This is a genomic window from Stenotrophomonas pictorum JCM 9942 (genome assembly GCF_001431585.1).
Taxonomy (GTDB): Bacteria; Pseudomonadota; Gammaproteobacteria; order Xanthomonadales; family Xanthomonadaceae; genus Stenotrophomonas; species Stenotrophomonas pictorum.
Map to the genome: position 1 here is coordinate 14015 of NZ_LLXS01000032.1, position 17342 is coordinate 31356.

Consider the following 17342-nt stretch of genomic DNA (forward strand, 5'->3'; position numbering starts at 1 on the left):
GTACTTCAATCAACCTGCACACCGTGCAGGATCGCGCGGGCCAGCGCCGGCCCGGTGGTCGACTCGGCTTCGGGAACCAGCCGATGGCCGGCCACGCCCAGGAACAGCGCCTGCACATCTTCCGGCAGCACGTGCTGCCGTCCCAGCAGCAGCGCATGGGCCTTGGCCGCACGCAGCAGGGCGATGCCCGCGCGCGGTGACAGTCCCACCCGTATCCCCGGTTGCTGGCGGCTGCGCGTCAGCAAGCGCTGTACGTAGTCGATCAGCGCATCGCTGGCATGGATGTGTTCAACGGCCGCACGGAGCTGGCGGATATCGTCTTCGGACAGGCATGGCATTGTCTGTGCGATGAGTTCCCGGCGGCTGCTGCCTGCCAGTAGGGCACGTTCGGATTCGGTATTGGGATAGCCCAGGGTCAGCCGCAGCAAAAAGCGGTCCAGCTGCGAATCGGGCAGCGGGAAGGTGCCGGACATGTCGGCCGGGTTCTGGGTGGCGATCACGAAAAACGGATCGGGCAGGGCATGGGTCACGCCATCGAGCGTGACCTGCTGTTCGGCCATGGCCTCCAGCAGCGCACTCTGGGTGCGCGGCGGTGCCCGGTTGATCTCGTCGGCCAGCAGCACATTGCAGAACACCGGCCCGGGATGGAACTGGAAGCTGCGGCTGTGGGACTCATAGATCGAGATGCCCAGTACATCGGCCGGCAGCAGGTCCGAGGTGAACTGCACACGCTGGAACTGCAGGCCGACGCTGGAGGCCATGGCATGCGCCAATGTGGTCTTGCCCAGGCCCGGCAGATCCTCGATCAACAGGTGCCCGCCGGACAGCAGGGCGACAAAGGCCAAACGCACTTCAAGGGCCTTGCCCAGCAGCAGCGCGTTGACCTGCTCCTGCGCCTGGCGCAGGGACTGCAGTGTGACTTGGGTTAGCATTCCGGGCGGTGCGACTGGCATGGTCGTCTCGTATATCTGGTTTCAAGGGGAGTTTACGTGGCAACTGCGAGCGAACAACGTGCCTGCACGACGTTTCTTGTGCTGTGGGCGTTGATCAGCGGCGTCAAAGTTCTCATCGCGGCCTATCTTCCCCTGTTCGTGGATGAGGCGTTCTACTGGCAGGAAGGTCAACATCTGGCACCGGCCTATTCCGATCTGCCGGGATTGACGGCCTGGCTGACGCGCCTGGGCGTGGAGCTGGTCGGCAACCATCGTCTCGGCGTGCGCCTGCCGTTCCTGTTGCTGGGGGCGCTGTTGCCTTGGATGGTGGTCAACATCACCACGCGCTGGTTCGGTGCGCGTGCCGGCTGGCAGGCGGGTGCATTCACGCTGCTGATGCCGCTGTCGGCGACCCTGGGCATCCTGGCGGTGCCCGATGTGCCCATGGCCATCGCGGCGGTGCTCTGTCTGGATGCCGGCGCGCGGCTGCTGCGCAATGTCGATGCGGGAGCGGTGCTGCTGCTGGCGCTGGGGTTGCTGGTCGGCGCGCTGAGCCACTACCGCTTCATCGGTGTGATCGTGGTCGGCTTCATTGCCCTGCTGCTGTTGCCGGAGGGTCGGCGGATGCTGCGCGATGCCCGCGTCTGGGTGGCGATAGCCGTGGGGATCGTGGCGTGGCTGCCGCTGCTGGCGTGGAACCTGGACAACCAGGATGCCGGACTGAAATTCCAGATACTGGAACGTCATCCATGGAGCTTCCATGGTGACGGCTTGTGGTTCCTGCTGATCCAGCCGTTGATGGTCACGCCCGTGTTGTTTGCCGCCCTGGCCTGGGTGGCCATCGAGGGTCTGCGCCGCGGCCGGGGCGGTTTTCGTCATCTGCAGTGGCGCTATTTCGCGCTGGTGGGCACCACCTCGACCCTGCTGATCTTCCTGCTCGGATTCTTCACCGATGTGGAACGTGTCAGTTTCCATTGGCCGTTGCCCGGATACCTGGCGTTGCTGGCCTGTGTGCCCCTGATGCTCAACCGCTGGCCCCGCTTCTGGCGGCGCAGCGTCTGGGCGGTGGCTGCGTTGGGACTGGTGATGGCCCTGGGCTACTACGTGATGGCATCGGCGCCGTCGTTGCGCGAGCAGATGGCCGGCAGCAAGTACTACCCGCGCAATTTCGCCGGATGGCAGCCGCTGGCCGATGCGGTGCGCGACGAGCTGGCGCAGATGCCGGCCGAGACCGAGATAGTGGCCGGCAGTTTCAAGGTCGGGTCCGAGCTGGGATTCCGCCTGGACGATGCGGCCATCAAGGTGCTGCCGCATGAACTCAATGACCGGCATGGTCGCACCGCGCAGCTGGCCCTGTGGGGTCTGATCAGCGATGGCAGCCGCACCGTTCCCCAGCTGCTGGTGATCGCCCCTGGCGACCAGCGTTATCGCGATCTGCTGGCACGCTATCACCGCATCTGCGCGCTGGTCGGGCCACTGCCGCCACCGCGCGTGGTGTCCACCGATCACGGCTTCCAGCGATTTCTGCTGTTCCGCCTGCCTGCGGCCAAGGTGCAGGGACCGTGTGTGACGCCGGCGATGGCCTGGCTGGACACCCCTGTGGCAGGTGCCAAGGTCGCCGGGCAACTGGATGTGCAGGGCTGGGCCTTCAAGGACGGTGTAGGGCTGGCGCGGGTGGAGCTGCTGGTGGATGGGCGCAGTGCAGGTGATGCGAAGTACGGTCGCACCTTCGATGTGCGGCCTGCGTGGCCGGGAACCAGCGATCCTCGCCATCCCGACGTGGGGTTTGATGCGCAGGTGGATATCGCCGGATTGAAGCCGGGGCGACACTGGCTGGGGCTTCGTCTGTATGGCCAGGACGGCAGTGTCGAACAATGGATGGAGCAGCCGTTCACCGTGGAAAAATAGAACGCGGTGCGGTCCCGGATATGGATTGCGAGAGCGCTTGACAGGGTAGTTTCAACAGCTGATGGGATAATGGAAAATTTCGACATTGCGGTATTGATTCCCTGCTACAACGAGCAGGCGGCGATTGCCAAGGTGGTGGCCGACTTCCGCCTGAGCCTGCCTGCGGCAAGGATCGTGGTGCTGGACAACAACTCCAGCGACCGCACTGCCGAGATCGCACTTCAGGCGGGGGCCGAGATTGTGCGGGTGTCATTGCAGGGCAAGGGAAACGCGGTCCGGCGCGGCTTTGCCGATATCGATGCAGATGTGTATGTACTGGTCGATGGCGACGACACCTACGAGGCCGCTGCGGCGCCCGGTCTGATCCGCAAGTTGATCGAGGAGCGTCTGGATATGCTGGTCGGTGCGCGGCGTGATCAGCAGGCGGCTGCGTATCGGCCCGGACATCGGCTGGGGAACATGCTGTTGACGCGTTGCGCCGGCTTCCTGTTTGGCCGCAGCTTCGATGACATGCTGTCCGGTTACCGCGTTTTCTCCAAGCGCTATGTGCATTCCTTTGCCGCCCATGCACATGGGTTCGAGATTGAAACCGAACTGGCTGTGCATGCGCTTCAGCTGCGCATGCCGGTGGCCGAGGTGGATACCGTATATGGCGTGCGTCCGGAAGGCTCGCACAGCAAGCTCAATACCTGGCGCGACGGTTGGCGCATCCTCTGTACGATCGCCAAGCTGTTCAAGGCCGAGCGACCGCTGCTGTTCTTCTCGATTGGTTTTGCGCTGGCTGAACTGCTGTCACTCGGACTGGCGATTCCACTGTTCCAGACCTATCTCGAAACCGGGATGGTGCCGCGTTTTCCCACCGCAATACTGTGTGTGGCCTTGGCGTTGCTGGGGTTCTTGCTGCTTGCGTGCGGCTTGATCCTCGATACCGTGACGCGTGGGCGGGTCGAGGCAAAGCATCTGGCGTATCTGTCGGTGTCCAGGGGAGCCGCGGTTGATTCCGGTGATCGCCGGTGAGCGCGCAGCGGGCGGTGCATGCCGCAGGTTCCAGACACCGCTTTCTGGCCGCCGTTGAGCGGCGGTTCGCGTTCAACTCCCGTGCAAACATGGTGGCCGCGGCGCTGTTTGTGTCGTTGCTGGGGGGCTGCGTGTCGCTGTGGCTGGGACAGGATGCCAATTGGGATCTGCGCAATTACCACCTCTACAACGGATATGCCGCTTTGCATGGCCGGCTCGCGCTGGATCTGGCGCCGGCGCAGATGCAGAGCTACTTCAGTCCGCTGCTTGATATTGCCCAGTACCTGTTGCTGACCGGCGCGCCAGGTGCGCTGTCGGGATTCTTGATGGGCGTGCTGCATGGCCTGTTGTTCCTGCCGGCTGCAGGTATCGCATGGTGCGTGCTGGACGGGCGGAAAGAGCGCGCGTGGCTGGCGCCGTTACTGGCTTTGTCCGGCTTGTGCATGGGCGCGGTCCTGTCGGAATTCGGCAACACCATGGCCGATAACACCACCGCGCTGTTTGTGCTGTGCAGCGTATGGCGGGTGCTGCGTATGCAGGCCGGGGCGGCCTTGCCTCGCCCTGGCCACGGCTGGCTGCTGGCCGGCGCGTTGATCGGATTTGCGGTCGCGTTGAAGTTGACCAATGCCATCTATGCGGTAGGGCTGGCGGCCGCAGTGCTGGCCGGGCCCGGGCATTGGATATCCCGTTTTCGCGCGTTGCTGCTGGTGACTCTGGCGGCAATGGTGGTTGCCGTGCTGTCGGTGGGCTGGTGGTACTGGCAAGTCTGGCAGCAGTTCGGGAATCCGCTGTTTCCGCAGTTCAACGCGTTGTTCCAGTCGCCGCTGGCAGCGCAGGGTTCCATTGGCGACACACGTTGGTTGCCGGAGGGTTTCGCCGAACATCTGGCGTGGCCGCTGCTGTTCACCTTCGATCCCAAGCGGATCAGTGAGGTTTCCCTGACGTCGGGCATCTGGGCGATGTTGGCGGTCGCCATGTTCCTGCTGTTGGCCCGGCGCCTGCTGGGTAGGCGTGAGGGCGGTGGGGGGATGTTTGCGCCCGTACTGCGCAGCCTGGTGGTGTTCTTCGTCGTTTCCTACCTGTTGTGGCAAACCCTGTTCAGTATCCATCGCTACCTGGTGGCACTGGAACTGATCGCGCCGCTGCTGCTGTGGTGTGCCTGTGTGGCGCTGCGGCCTTCACCCCGGGGCATGCGGATGGGGGGATGGGCGATAGGCGTGTGTGTGTTGATTTCGCTGGCCGGCTGGGGCAACTGGGGCCATGAGCGCTGGGCGTCCAATGCGTTCGAAGTGCAGCAACCGCGTATCGACTCCCCCGGGGAGAGCGTTGTGCTGCTGGTCGGTGGCGATCCGCAGGCGTGGCGGGTCGCGTTTCTGCCACGTTCTGTGCGATACGCCGCGGTCGCGTCGAATTTTCCGGAGTCCGAGGGCTACCGCGCGCACTTGCGGCAGATGCTTTTAGACCGCCCACAGCAGTTTGCGATATTCCCCGGTTCCTCGGACAAGTTGGCGGCCCGGTTCGAGAGTCTGAATGCCAAAGTGGCGATGGCCGGGCTGGATCGCGAATCCGATTGCGCGAAATTGCGCTGGCTGACGCGCAGGTTGAAGGGGTTGCGCTCCGATGTACAGGTCACTGATGGGCGGTGCGTACTGATCCCGCGCAATGGCGCATTGCAGAGTGTCATGGAAGCCGAGGCGGAGCAGCGCGCCTTGGCGCAATCGCGATTGGCCGCCTACGGCTTGATGCTTGTGCCCGGGTCCTGCATCACCTTGACATCGCGTATCGGGCAGGGGCAGTTCCCCTATCAATGGTGTCGTCTGACTCCTGCGCGGTGATGGCGGGGAGGGGGCTCAGGGCAGCTGATAGCCCGCCTTGCGCAGCAGCTGCGCAAGGCGGATCAGAGGCAGGCCGATCAGGGCCGTGGGGTCCTGATTGTCGATCGCCTCGAACAGGCTGATGCCCAAGCCTTCGCATTTGAAGCTGCCGGCACAATCCAGCGGCTGTTCGGCGGCCACGTAACGCTCGATTTCGGTCTGGCCCAGGGTGCGGAACCGCACGGTGGTGAGATCCAGAGCATGCAGCAGCTCGGCGGCACTGATGACACAGACAGCGGTATGGAATCTGACGGATTTGCCGGACATGGCTGCCAGTTGCGCCAGTGCGGCCTCCGCGGTGCCGGGCTTGCCCAGCGGTTTGCCCTCAAGCTCCGCGACCTGGTCCGAGCCAATGACCCGGCTGTGCGGGTACTGCGCCGCGACCGCGCGGGCTTTGGCTTCGGCCAGGCGCTGCGCCAGGGCGCGAGGCGACTCCCCGGTCAGTGCCGATTCATCCACGTCAGGGCGTGCGCAGCTGAACGGAATCCGCAGTCGAGCAAGCAATTCTGCGCGATAGCGGGAAGTGGAAGCCAGAACCAGTGTTTGCATGCGAAAATACCGTCGGAAAGCACAGGCAGTCTGCGGCTGTGAAGGTCCGCATGGCAACCGGACAACAGGCCGGGTTTGACAGCGGCTTGGGTCATCCTTAACATTCTGCAGCTTATGTCCGCGAACGTACCCGAATTGCTGGATGCTTGGCGGATGGTCGCAGCACGCAGGTGCTTTGACGGCCAGGTGCCTCTGTCCGAATTGACCCGACTGCAGGGTCTGATTGCCGATGCCGAAGGCCAGTGCCGCTATGCATTGGAATTTGGCCGCGACGATACGCTGCAGGTGGCTTATGTCGAGCTGTCCATTGATGTCGAGTTGCCGCTGGTCTGCCAGCGCACCATGCAGCGTTTCCTGCTGCCGGTATCGGTGAAGCAGCGGCTGGGCCTGATCCGCGACGAGGATGAGGAATCTGCGCTGCCTCCGGATTACGAGGCGTTGCTGGTGCCGGAAGATGGCAATCTGCGGCCGCTGGATCTGGTGGAAGACGAATTGGTGCTGGCGGTGCCGGTGGTGCCGTTGTCACCCGGAAGTGAGGCAGTCGAAAAAGACTGGTTCGCGACCGATGCAGAATTGAGCAAGGCCAACCCGTTCGCGGCGCTGGCGGCATTGAAGAAACAATAGCGGCCGGTTGTCGTCGGCGGTCGCGGCAAAAGCGAAAGTAGTGCAGGACGCTGGCGTCCCGTGCAATTAAACGACGAAGCAAACGAATCGAGTTTGGAGCAATCCCATGGCTGTGCAGAAATCCCGTGTTACCCCGTCCCGCCGCGGCATGCGTCGTGCCCATGACGCCCTGAGCGCCAAGCAGCTGTCCACCGATCCGACCACCGGTGAAGTGCATCTGCGCCACCACATCACTGCTGACGGTTTCTACCGTGGCAAGAAAGTGATCGCGACCAAGTCCTCCTCGGTCGTCGAAGAAGATTGATTCGTGGCGGCCGCTGCGGAAACGTGGCGGTTGTCGCACCGATTCTTCCGGAGCCGCCTTCGGGCGGCTTCGCGCAACAGGAAACAGCATGAGCAAGCGGATTTATTCGCGGATCGCGGGCACAGGTAGTTATCTGCCCGAGAAAGTGTTGACCAATGACGATCTGACCAAGATTGTCGACACGACCGACGAGTGGATTCAGTCGCGTACGGGTATCCGTGAGCGGCATATCGCTGCCGAAGGCGAAACCACCGGTGATCTGGGCTACAACGCGGCGGTTCGCGCGTTGGAAGCGGCCGGCATCGAGGCTTCGCAGCTGGACATGATCATCGTGGGTACGACCACGCCTGATCTGATTTTCCCGTCTACCGCCTGCCTGATCCAGGCGCGTCTTGGCGCGACCGGTTCGGCGGCGTTTGACGTCAATGCGGCGTGTTCGGGCTTCATCTTCGCCCTGAGCGTGGCTGACAAATTCATCCGCAGCGGCGATGCCAGGCATGTGCTGGTGATCGGTGCGGAAACCCTGACCCGTATCGTCGACTGGGAGGATCGCACGACCTGCGTCCTGTTCGGCGATGGGGCCGGTGCCGTCGTGCTCAAGGCCGACGAAGAAACGGGCATTCTCAGCACCCATCTGCATGCCGATGGCAGCAAGAAGGAGTTGCTGTGGGATCCGGTGGGGGTGTCCACGGGTCTGGACAAGCCCGGCAAGATCCTGATGAAGGGCAACGACGTGTTCAAGTACGCCGTCAAGGCGTTGGACTCGGTGGTGGACGAAGCCCTGCAGGCCAACGGTCTGGACAAGTCCGCACTGGATTGGCTGGTGCCCCATCAGGCCAATCTGCGCATCATCGAGGCCACGGCCAAGCGCCTGGAGATGTCGATGGACCAGGTGGTGGTGACTGTGGACAAGCACGGCAACACGTCCGCCGGTTCGGTGCCATTGGCACTGGATGTGGCGGTCCGTTCCGGGCGGGTCCAGCGCGGCCAGCTGGTGCTGGTGGAGGCCTTCGGTGGCGGCTTCACCTGGGGCTCGGCGCTGCTGCGCTACTGATTCCACGCCCGGTCGCAGCACAGGCATCTTGCCTGTGCGCATCGAACAGCCTGTCGCCTGCGACGGGCTGTTTGCGTTTTGGGGCAAATGCGCGGCGGATATGCCGGCAGACCATTCCGGCGTTGTGCCGGACTTGCTGAATTGGTGCTTGCATACGCGCCAGTACAGACGGGTGGCGATGTTCGCGCTTATGATGCCCGGCTTCGATTTATCTGGCGGATGACCGCGTGACTGATTCCCGACTTGCTTTCGTGTTCCCGGGCCAGGGCTCCCAGTCGCTGGGGATGCTGGCCGAACTGGCCGAACTGAACCCGCAGATCCGTGAAACCTTTGCCGAGGCTTCCGAAGGCGCAGGGGTCGACCTGTGGGCGTTGTCGCAGGGCGGGCCGGACGAGCAGCTCAACCGCACCGAGTTCACCCAGCCGGCACTGCTGGCGGCAAGCATCGCGGTGTGGCGCCTGTGGAATGCGCAGGGCGGCGCCAAGCCGGCCGTGCTGGCCGGCCACAGTCTGGGGGAATACACCGCTCTGGTTGCGGCCGGCGCGTTGACGCTGCGCGATGGCGCGCATCTGGTGCGCCTGCGTGGCCAGCTCATGCAGGACGCGGCTCCGGCCGGCGTTGGTGCGATGGCGGCGGTACTGGGCGCTGAGGATGCGCTGGTGCTGGAGGTCTGCGCCGAAGCCGCCGGCAGTCAGGTGGTGGTGCCGGCCAATTTCAATTCGCCCGGCCAGATCGTCATCGGCGGCGATGCCGCTGTAGTGGATCGCGCGCTGGCGTTGCTGGCCGAAAAGGGCGTGCGCAAGGCGGTGAAGCTGGCGGTCAGTGTGCCGTCGCATACGCCGCTGATGCGTGAGGCCGCCAACCGTCTGGCTGAAGTGATGGCCGGGCTGGATTGGCGCGCACCGCAGCTGCCGGTGGTGCAGAACGTCGATGCCCGGGTGCATGACGGCGTGGACGCGATCCGCCAAGCGCTGGTGCAGCAGCTGTACCAGCCGGTGCAGTGGACCGGTTGCGTGCAGGCGCTGGCGGCACAGGGTGTCAATCGCGTCGCCGAATGCGGCCCGGGCAAGGTGCTGACCGGCTTGATCAAGCGCATCGACAAAAGCATAGACGGCCGTTCGCTTGCCACGCCGGCCGATTTCGCCGGCGCGCTGGAAGAGTGGGCACAGTGATCCAACCGGTTCGGGGCGCGCTCTGCCCCGGCCATGACCGGGGACCGCCCACGGCGGCCTCGCAGGAAAGAGGAAACAGCATGAGCAAGCCATTGCAGGGTGAAATCGCGCTCGTCACCGGCGCCAGCCGGGGTATCGGTGCCGCTATTGCCGACGAACTGGCCGCGCAGGGCGCCACCGTCATCGGTACGGCGACCACCGAGTCCGGCGCCGCCGCCATCGGTGAACGTCTGGCCGCGCAGGGCGGCCATGGCCGGGCCCTGAACGTGACCGAGCCGGGCGCGGTGGATGCGCTGATCGAGGCGGTGGGCAAGGAGTTCGGCGCCATCACCATCCTGGTGAACAATGCCGGCATCACCCGCGACAACCTGCTGATGCGCATGAAGGACGAGGACTGGCAGGCCATCCTCGATACCAACCTGACCAGCGTCTACCGCACCTCCAAGGCGGTGATGCGCGGGATGATGAAGGCGCGCAAGGGCCGTATCATCAACATCGCTTCGGTCATCGGCGTGACCGGCAATGCCGGCCAGGCCAACTATGCCGCCGCCAAGGCCGGCATCATCGCCTTCTCCAAGTCGCTGGCCAAGGAAATCGGCAGCCGCGGCGTGACCGTCAACGTGGTCGCGCCGGGCTTCATCGATACCGACATGACCAAGGATCTGCCCGAGGACGCCAAGTCGGCGATGCTAGGCCAGGTCGCACTGGGCCGCCTCGGTCAGCCGGCCGATATCGCCCATGCGGTCAGCTTCCTGGCAGGCCCGGCAGCCAGCTACATCACCGGCGAAACCCTTCACGTGAATGGCGGCTTGTACATGCCGTAAGCGTGTGGCGCACGGACTGCGCCCAAGTGATTGATCGCCTATGCTTTTTTGCCGGAATGCATGGCTGCGGCGGTTTCCACTACACTATCCCACGGCCATCCCTAGGGGATGGCGTCTTTTGAACCACTACTCCATCTGGAGCGATATCCAATGAGCACCATCGAAGAACGCGTCAAGAAGATTGTTGTCGAGCAGCTTGGCGTCAAGGAAGAGGAAGTCACCACCAGCGCATCGTTCGTCGATGACCTGGGCGCAGACTCGCTGGACACCGTCGAGCTGGTGATGGCGCTGGAAGAAGAGTTCGAGTGCGAAATCCCGGACGAGGAAGCCGAGAAGATCGGTACCGTCCAGGCTGCCATCGACTACGTCAAGGCGCACGTCAAGGCGTAATTGGTGCCTGACAAAACGCGGTTGGCATGTGTGTCGGGCCGCGTTGCAAATCCATGGGGCCGCTGATGCGGCCCTGTGCTTTTCAGCTTCAATCTCCCCGCGAGCGGGGCCAGGAGAATCCGCAATGAGTCGTCGCGTCGTCGTTACCGGCATGGGCATGGTTTCGCCGCTGGGCAATGATCTGGCCAGCAGCTGGGAGGGCATCATCAATGGCCGGTCGGGCATTGGCCCGCTGACGAACGTTGCAGAGAATTATCTGGAACGTTTCACCACCAAGATCGCAGGTGAGGTCAAGGATTTCGACATCACCGCCGACAATCCCCTGTTCGGCAAGTACCGGGTCAGTGGCAAGGATGCCAAGAAGATGGACCCGTTCATCCATTACGGCCTGGGTGCCGCCTTCATGGCGCTGCACGACTCGGGTCTGGAAATCACCGAGGCCAACGCCGAGCGCATCGGCGCCATTGTCGGCGCGGGTATCGGCGGCCTGCTGGGCATCGAGGAACAGACCATCGAGTTCCACGAGGGCAAGAAGATCTCGCCCTTCTACGTGCCCAAGACCATCATCAACATGCTGCCGGGCCAGCTGAGCATCATTGCCGGGCTCAAGGGTCCGTCGTTCTCGGCCGTTTCCGCCTGCGCCACGTCCAACCATTCCATCGGTACGGCGATGCGCATGATCCAGTACGGCGATGCCGACGTGATGGTCGCCGGTGGCGCCGAGCGTGGCTCCTCGCCGACCGCACTGGGCGGCTTCTGCGCGATGAAGGCGATGTCCACCCGCAACGACGCGCCGGAAAAGGCTTCGCGTCCGTGGGACAAGGACCGTGACGGCTTCGTGCTGGGCGACGGTGCCGGGATCCTGATCCTGGAGGAATACGAGCACGCCAAGGCACGCGGCGCCCGCATCTACTGCGAGCTGGCCGGCTTTGGCGCCAGCTCCGACGCCTACCACATGACCGCACCGAGCGAGAACGGCGAAGGCGCCGCCCGCTGCATGGTCGCGGCGATGAAGGACGCCGGCGTCACCCCGGAGCAGGTGGGCTACCTCAACGCGCACGGCACTTCCACGCCGCTGGGCGACCTGGGTGAGACCATGGCGATGAAGACCGCCTTCGGCGAGCACGCCTACAAGCTGCTGGTCAGCTCGACCAAGTCGATGACCGGCCACCTGCTCGGCGCGGCCGGCGGGGTGGAGGCGATCTTCTCGGTCAAAGCGCTGGAAACAGGCATCATCCCGCCGACGATCAACCTGGAAGAGCCCGGCGAAGGCTGCGACCTGGACTACGTACCGAATGTGGCCCGCAAGGCGCAGGTGGACGTGGTGATGTCCAACGGCTTCGGCTTCGGCGGCACCAACGGCACGCTGGTGTTCAAGCGGATCTGATGTACGGCCTTTAAGCCTCTCTCCCGCGTGCGGGGGAGGGGTTGGAGCGAGGGCGGTGCGAAGCGGCCTCGCTGAACCACCCGGTTGGTGACAACGATTTTCACCCAGACCGGCGCGTGGCGAGGCGTTCGTCAGCATGGCGCCTGGGGGTGTATTGAGGCGCCCCTCCTCTGCGCCTTCCGGGCATTTTCGCCCCGAGGGTGAAGGCGAAACCGGCCTCCCTGACTTCTTCTGGGTTCACGATGCATATCCTTCCCCTGCACGCCGATATCGATCTGCTGGCGCTGCATCGGCTCGCACCGCATCGCTATCCGGTCCTGCTCGAATCCACCGCCGCCGGCAAGCTCGGCCAGTGGGACATGCTGCTGATCGCCACCGGTGGCCAGCTGCTGCTCAATCCCGACGGCCGCCTGCAACGCGAAGACGGCAGTGCGGTCGAAGGCGACTTTCTCTCTGCTCTCGATCGCGACTGGCAGGCCCTGCGTCAAGCCCGCAACCCGATGGAAGCGGACCTCCCGTTCCGTGGCGGCTGGGCCTTGCTGCTCGATTATGAGCTGGCGCAACAGGTTGAACCGATCCTGCAGCTGCCACAGCGCAGCGACGGCCTGCCAACTGCGATCGCACTGCGCTGCCCGGCAGCGGTACTGCGCCAGCGCGACAGCGGCCGCTGCATCGCGATCGCCGAGGATGACGCCGCAGACCTGCTCGGCCAGCTCCAGCATGATCAGGCCGAAGCCCCCCAGCTGCCGCCCTTGCCGCACTGGAAGGGGCCAGTCGCGCTCAAGGAAGACGCCGGCGAGCGTTTTACCGGAGGCGTGCACCAGGTCATCGACTACCTGCATGCCGGCGACGTGTTCCAGGTGAACCTGTCCCGCCGCTGGCAGGCGCAGTTCGACGCGCCGCTCGCACCGGAGGCGCTGTACGCGCGGCTGCGCACCGCCAATCCGGCGCCGTTCGCCGGCCTGTTCACGGCGGCCGGGCGGGCGGTGGTCAGTTCCTCGCCGGAACGGCTGGTGTCGGTCACCGGCGATCTGGTGCAGACACGGCCGATCGCCGGGACCCGCGCGCGCTTTGCCGGCGACGACGATGCCGCGCGCATCCAGGAGCTGGTCGGCCACCCGAAGGAGCGTGCCGAGCACGTGATGCTGATCGATCTGGAACGCAACGATCTGGGCCGCATCGCCGCGCCGGGCAGCGTCGAGGTCGATGAGTTGATGGTCGTGGAAAGCTACGCGCACGTGCACCACATCGTGAGCAATGTGCGTGCCCGGCTGCGCCCGGAAGTGACGCCGGGCCAGGTGATCGCCGCCACGTTCCCCGGCGGCACCATCACCGGCTGCCCGAAGGTGCGCTGCATGGAAATCATCGCCGAGCTGGAACAGACCGCGCGCGGCGCCTATACCGGCGCCTTCGGCTGGCTGAACCGCGATGGCGACATGGATCTGAACATCCTGATCCGTACCGCCGAGGTCGCAGGCAACCTGGCCACGTTCCGCACCGGGGCCGGCATCGTGGTGGATTCGGAGCCGGACAAGGAGCTGGAGGAAACCCGGGCCAAGGCGCGCGGCCTGTTGCGGGCGTTGGAGCCGCTGCAATGAACAGCGTTTTGGCCGGGGCTGGCGCGCGCGCGGTATCCTGCGCGCCGGTCTTGTTGAAACGGAGTGGCCATGGCGGGTGCTAAGCGCGGTTGTCTGGTGGTGCTGGCAGCGTTGCTGCTGCTGGTGGTGCTGGCAGGTGCCGTGGCGGCGTGGCTGTGGCAGCGGCAGAGCAGCTTCGCCTCCCTGCCGCTCACGCCAACCGCACAGAGCGTGACCGTCGCGTCCGGTGATTCCTTTGGCACGGTGCTGGCCAAGTTGCGGGCGGCGGGTGTCGATGAAGGCGCGGATCTGCAGTGGCAGCTGCTGGCGCGTGAACTGGACGCGGCCGGCAAGCTGAAGGTGGGCGAGTATTCGCTGGATCCGGCGTTGACTCCGCGTGAGCTGCTGCTGCGCATGCGCCAGGGCAGGGTGCTGCAGTACCGCGTCACCATTGTCGAAGGCTGGAACATCCGCCAGCTGCGCGCCGCGCTCAAGCGCGCGCAGCCGTTGCAGCAGGCGACCGCTGATATGAGTGATGCCGAGTTGATGGCGGCGCTGGGCTTTGCCGGTGAGCACCCGGAAGGCCGCTTCCTGCCGGAAACCTATATCTACCAGCGCGGTGACAGCGACCTGGATGTGCTGGGGCGGGCGCATGCGGCGATGGAGAAGGAGCTGGCCGCAGCCTGGGCCGGCCGCGCCGAGGGCCTGCCGTTGAACTCGCCATACGAGCTGCTGACGCTGGCCTCGATCATCGAGAAAGAGACCGGTCTGGCCAGCGAGCGCCCGCAGATCGCCGGGGTCTTCATGCGGCGGTTGAAGATGGGCATGCGCCTGCAGACCGACCCGACGGTGATCTATGGCATTGGCAGCGCCTACGATGGCAACATCCGCCGCAGCCATCTGACCACTGATACGCCCTACAACACCTACACCCGCGCTGGCCTGACGCCGACACCGATCGCCATGCCCGGACGCGACGCGCTGCAGGCCACCGCGCATCCGGCACCCGGTGATGCGCTGTACTTCGTCGCGCTGGGTGACGGCAGCGGCGCCCATGAATTCTCCGCCACGCTCGGCGAGCACAACGCCGCCGTGGCGCGTTACCTGCAGCGGTTGCGCGCCAGGAACAGCCAGGCAGTACAACAATGAATCACGAGTTGCTGTGGCATTCGCCGTGCATCCGCCTGGAAGAGGGCGAGGGGGCCGGCAAGGCCGGGGCGGTCAACGCCCTCGGCGATCTCCTGCGTGAGCGGAACGACCTGCAGCCTTCCTGCCTGACCGGGGCAGGCAGGAAGGCTGGCGCCGCCGCGCAGCGGCGCGATGCAGTAACCCGCGTGCATGCACAGAGCACCCTGGCATGAGCGATGTCTTCGCCCCGTGGCAGCAACGCGCCTATGACCAGACCGTGGCCGCACTTGATGCGGGCCGTCTCGGGCATGGCTTGCTGCTATGCGGGCCGGCCGGAATGGGCAAACGCGCGGTGGCGCTGAAGCTTGCCGAACACGTGCTCAATTACGGAGTCGAGACGGCTGGGCGGCAGCGCAATGCACAGTTGATCGCCGCCGGTACGCATCCGGATCTACAGCTCACCTCGTTCATTCCGAACAAATCCGGTGACAAGTTGCGCACCGAGATCGTGATCGAGCAGATCCGCGAGATTTCCCAGAAGCTGGCGCTCACCCCGCAGTACGGCGTGGCCCAGGTGGTGATCGTCGATCCCGCCGATGCGATCAACCGTTCGGCCTGCAATGCCCTGCTCAAGACGCTGGAGGAGCCCTCGCCTGGCCGCTATCTGTGGCTGGTCAGTGCCGATTCGGCGCGGCTGCCGCAGACCATCCGCAGCCGCTGCCAGCGCCTGGAGTTTCGCCTGCCGCCGCGCGAGGAGGCGTTGGCGTGGCTGCAGGGCAAGGGCTATACCGAAACTGTGGCACGTGAGGCACTGGAGGCCGCGCGCGGCCACCCGGCGCTTGCCGACCAATGGCTGCAGGGCGAGGGCATGGCGCTGCGCCGGCAGGTGGCCTCCGAACTGGAGCAGCTGCTGGCCGGCAAGCTGGGCAGCGTCGAGCTGGCCCAGCGCTGGACAGCGGACGGACATGCGGATCTGCGCTTGCGCCATGCCGCCGATCTGGCCCTGAAAAAGGCCGCCGACGGCTTGACCGATCCGGCCCGATTGAACAAGCTGGCTGCCTGGTTCGATGCCGCCAACCGTACCCGCGACCTGTTGCGTACCACCGTGCGAGCCGATCTGGCGGTGGTGGAACTGCTGCTGGCGTGGGGCGCGGCCAACCAGGTGCAATCCAAGGGGACTATTCGATGAGTGCGATCAACGCCCGCCAGGGCATCCTTTCGCTGGCGGTCAAGGACAAGGCTGCGCTGTACAGCGCGTACATGCCGTTCGTGAAGAACGGCGGCGTGTTTGTGCCCACGTCCAAGCGTTATTTCCTCGGTGACGAGGTGTTCCTGCTGCTGACGCTACCCGATTCCAGCGAGCGCCTGCCGGTGGCGGGCAAAGTGGTCTGGGTCACGCCGCTGGGCGCGCAAGGCAACCGCCAGGCCGGTATCGGCGTGCAGCTGGCCGATGGTGCCGACGGCGAGGCGATCCGCAACAAGATCGAGACGTTGCTGGCCGGAACTTCCAGCTCCGACAAGCCGACACAGACGATGTGAAAATTTCTGCAGGAAACCCGTTGACGTCGCCGCTCAGCTCCCTATAATGAGCGGCTCGCAACACGGGCGGTTAGCTCAGCGGTAGAGCATTGCCTTCACACGGCAAGGGTCGCAGGTTCGATCCCTGCACCGCCCACCACGCGAAACAAGAAAAAGCCGGCCTAGTGCCGGCTTTTTTGTTGCAGTGTCCCTCGGCTTTCCGGGTCGCTCAAGCTATCTTTGCGCGCGGGTCGGATGACCCGTGAAAGGGTAGGGAGGTCGACAAGAGGACATCGTCCGCATCCAGCGGTCATTTCCCTGTCTTGCCGGCCAATAAAAAATGGCGTGCGGAGGTTTGAAGTGGCAAATGGCAAAAGGCTGCGCTTGAGGAGTGTGTTGCGCAGCGTTGGTTGCACGGTGTTGGCGCTGGTGTGTCTGGCGATCGGCATCTGGGGGGGCTTTGCCTTGTGGTTCCACTTCCCGGGCAATGTCGCGGCACGCGTCGCGGCGGTGCTGGTGTGGTGCGTGCCGACGATCTGGGCGATACGCGCCGGCTTCGGGCCCAAGCGTCGCTGGCATTCGCTGGCGGTGTTCGGGGCGTTGTTCGTGCTGATGCTGGTGTGGTGGGCGACCATCGTCCCGCAGCAGGACCGGCAATGGGCCGAGGATGTGGCGCAACCGCTGCGCGCGCACATCCAGGGTGATCGTCTGGTGATCGACAACGTGCGCAATTTCCACTGGCGCACGACAGACGACTATGACGTGCGCTGGGAGCCCCGGCAGTACGATCTTTCGCAGGTGCAATCAGCCGATCTGCTGCTGTCCTACTGGATGGGGCCGGCCATCGCCCACACCCTGGTGTCCTTCGGTTTCGCCGATGGCCGCCAGCTGGTGTTCTCGCTGGAGATCCGCAAGGAAAAAGGCGAGCAGTTCTCGGCGCTGGGGGGCTTTTTCCGCCAGTTCGAAGGGTAATCCCCCCGCAAAACCAGCGCAGTGAGAAGTAGAAGTTTTCGAAGGAAAATTTCTACCATGAAGAAGTCCCGATTCACCGACAGCCAGATCATCGAGGCGCTCAAGCGCGTAA

18 protein-coding genes and 1 tRNA gene are annotated in these 17342 nt (G+C 64.7%); 17 read left to right on the plus strand and 2 right to left on the minus strand.

Annotation, left to right across the window (positions count from 1 at the left end):
* Positions 1-5 precede the first annotated feature (5 nt).
* A complete protein-coding gene (locus ARC78_RS10840) occupies positions 6-953 on the minus strand; it encodes an AAA family ATPase (protein ID WP_054658556.1) in 948 nt (315 codons plus the stop codon).
* 36 nt (positions 954-989) lie between these two features.
* Here ARC78_RS10840 and ARC78_RS10845 point away from each other — a divergent pair, with 36 nt between their 5' ends.
* The 3 genes from ARC78_RS10845 (at position 990) to ARC78_RS10855 (ending at position 5692) form a co-directional block, all read left to right on the plus strand.
* Positions 990-2840 carry a glycosyltransferase family 39 protein gene (locus ARC78_RS10845; protein ID WP_057506290.1) on the plus strand — a complete coding sequence of 617 codons (1851 nt, stop codon included), beginning with the start codon at positions 990-992 and terminating at the stop codon, positions 2838-2840.
* Between the two features lie 69 nt (positions 2841-2909).
* Positions 2910-3857: a glycosyltransferase family 2 protein gene (locus tag ARC78_RS10850; protein WP_054658554.1), complete on the plus strand. Its 948-nt coding sequence runs from the start codon at positions 2910-2912 to the stop codon at positions 3855-3857.
* A 287-nt stretch (positions 3858-4144) separates the two neighbouring features.
* Positions 4145-5692: a glycosyltransferase 87 family protein gene (locus tag ARC78_RS10855; RefSeq protein ID WP_241772728.1), complete on the plus strand. Its 1548-nt coding sequence runs from the start codon at positions 4145-4147 to the stop codon at positions 5690-5692.
* Between the two features lie 15 nt (positions 5693-5707).
* Here the strand turns inward: ARC78_RS10855 and ARC78_RS10860 are convergent, their stop codons facing one another.
* Positions 5708-6280, minus strand: a complete 573-nt coding sequence (locus tag ARC78_RS10860) for a Maf family protein (RefSeq protein WP_054658550.1) — start codon at positions 6278-6280, stop codon at positions 5708-5710.
* Between the two features lie 114 nt (positions 6281-6394).
* Here ARC78_RS10860 and ARC78_RS10865 point away from each other — a divergent pair, with 114 nt between their 5' ends.
* From ARC78_RS10865 to ARC78_RS16860, 14 genes are all read left to right on the plus strand, one after another.
* The gene (locus ARC78_RS10865; RefSeq protein ID WP_054658549.1) at positions 6395-6904 is read left to right on the plus strand and encodes a YceD family protein; all 510 of its coding nucleotides are present in this window, start codon (positions 6395-6397) and stop codon (positions 6902-6904) included.
* A gap of 106 nt (positions 6905-7010) precedes the next feature.
* Entirely contained in the window at positions 7011-7208 is a 198-nt protein-coding gene (gene rpmF / locus ARC78_RS10870) for a 50S ribosomal protein L32 (RefSeq protein ID WP_054658547.1), read from the plus strand.
* Positions 7209-7296: 88 nt separating this feature from the next.
* Positions 7297-8262 carry a beta-ketoacyl-ACP synthase III gene (locus ARC78_RS10875; protein WP_054658546.1) on the plus strand — a complete coding sequence of 322 codons (966 nt, stop codon included), beginning with the start codon at positions 7297-7299 and terminating at the stop codon, positions 8260-8262.
* Between the two features lie 227 nt (positions 8263-8489).
* Positions 8490-9434 carry an ACP S-malonyltransferase gene (gene fabD / locus ARC78_RS10885; RefSeq protein WP_057506291.1) on the plus strand — a complete coding sequence of 315 codons (945 nt, stop codon included), beginning with the start codon at positions 8490-8492 and terminating at the stop codon, positions 9432-9434.
* Positions 9435-9514: 80 nt separating this feature from the next.
* Positions 9515-10258, plus strand: coding sequence for a 3-oxoacyl-ACP reductase FabG (fabG, locus tag ARC78_RS10890; protein WP_057506292.1), 744 nt, complete (start codon positions 9515-9517; stop codon positions 10256-10258).
* A 150-nt stretch (positions 10259-10408) separates the two neighbouring features.
* Positions 10409-10648 carry an acyl carrier protein gene (gene acpP, locus ARC78_RS10895; protein ID WP_054659808.1) on the plus strand — a complete coding sequence of 80 codons (240 nt, stop codon included), beginning with the start codon at positions 10409-10411 and terminating at the stop codon, positions 10646-10648.
* Positions 10649-10772: 124 nt separating this feature from the next.
* A complete protein-coding gene (gene fabF, locus ARC78_RS10900; RefSeq protein ID WP_054659810.1) occupies positions 10773-12035 on the plus strand; it encodes a beta-ketoacyl-ACP synthase II in 1263 nt (420 codons plus the stop codon).
* Positions 12036-12277: 242 nt separating this feature from the next.
* Positions 12278-13633: an aminodeoxychorismate synthase component I gene (locus ARC78_RS10905; RefSeq protein ID WP_057506293.1), complete on the plus strand. Its 1356-nt coding sequence runs from the start codon at positions 12278-12280 to the stop codon at positions 13631-13633.
* 69 nt (positions 13634-13702) lie between these two features.
* On the plus strand, positions 13703-14761 hold the full coding sequence (gene mltG, locus ARC78_RS10910; RefSeq protein WP_054659820.1) for an endolytic transglycosylase MltG: 1059 nt from the start codon (positions 13703-13705) through the stop codon (positions 14759-14761).
* Positions 14758-14973, plus strand: a complete 216-nt coding sequence (locus ARC78_RS10915) for a hypothetical protein (RefSeq protein WP_054659822.1) — start codon at positions 14758-14760, stop codon at positions 14971-14973. The genes mltG and ARC78_RS10915 overlap by 4 nt, the downstream gene beginning before the upstream one ends.
* Positions 14970-15929, plus strand: coding sequence for a DNA polymerase III subunit delta' (locus ARC78_RS10920; protein ID WP_054659824.1), 960 nt, complete (start codon positions 14970-14972; stop codon positions 15927-15929). The genes ARC78_RS10915 and ARC78_RS10920 overlap by 4 nt, the downstream gene beginning before the upstream one ends.
* The gene (locus tag ARC78_RS10925; protein WP_054659826.1) at positions 15926-16279 is read left to right on the plus strand and encodes a PilZ domain-containing protein; all 354 of its coding nucleotides are present in this window, start codon (positions 15926-15928) and stop codon (positions 16277-16279) included. The genes ARC78_RS10920 and ARC78_RS10925 overlap by 4 nt, the downstream gene beginning before the upstream one ends.
* A 64-nt stretch (positions 16280-16343) precedes the next feature.
* Positions 16344-16418 (plus strand) — tRNA-Val (locus tag ARC78_RS10930).
* A gap of 236 nt (positions 16419-16654) precedes the next feature.
* The gene (locus tag ARC78_RS16860; protein ID WP_057506294.1) at positions 16655-17230 is read left to right on the plus strand and encodes a lipoprotein N-acyltransferase Lnb domain-containing protein; all 576 of its coding nucleotides are present in this window, start codon (positions 16655-16657) and stop codon (positions 17228-17230) included.
* Positions 17231-17342: the final 112 nt, after the last annotated feature.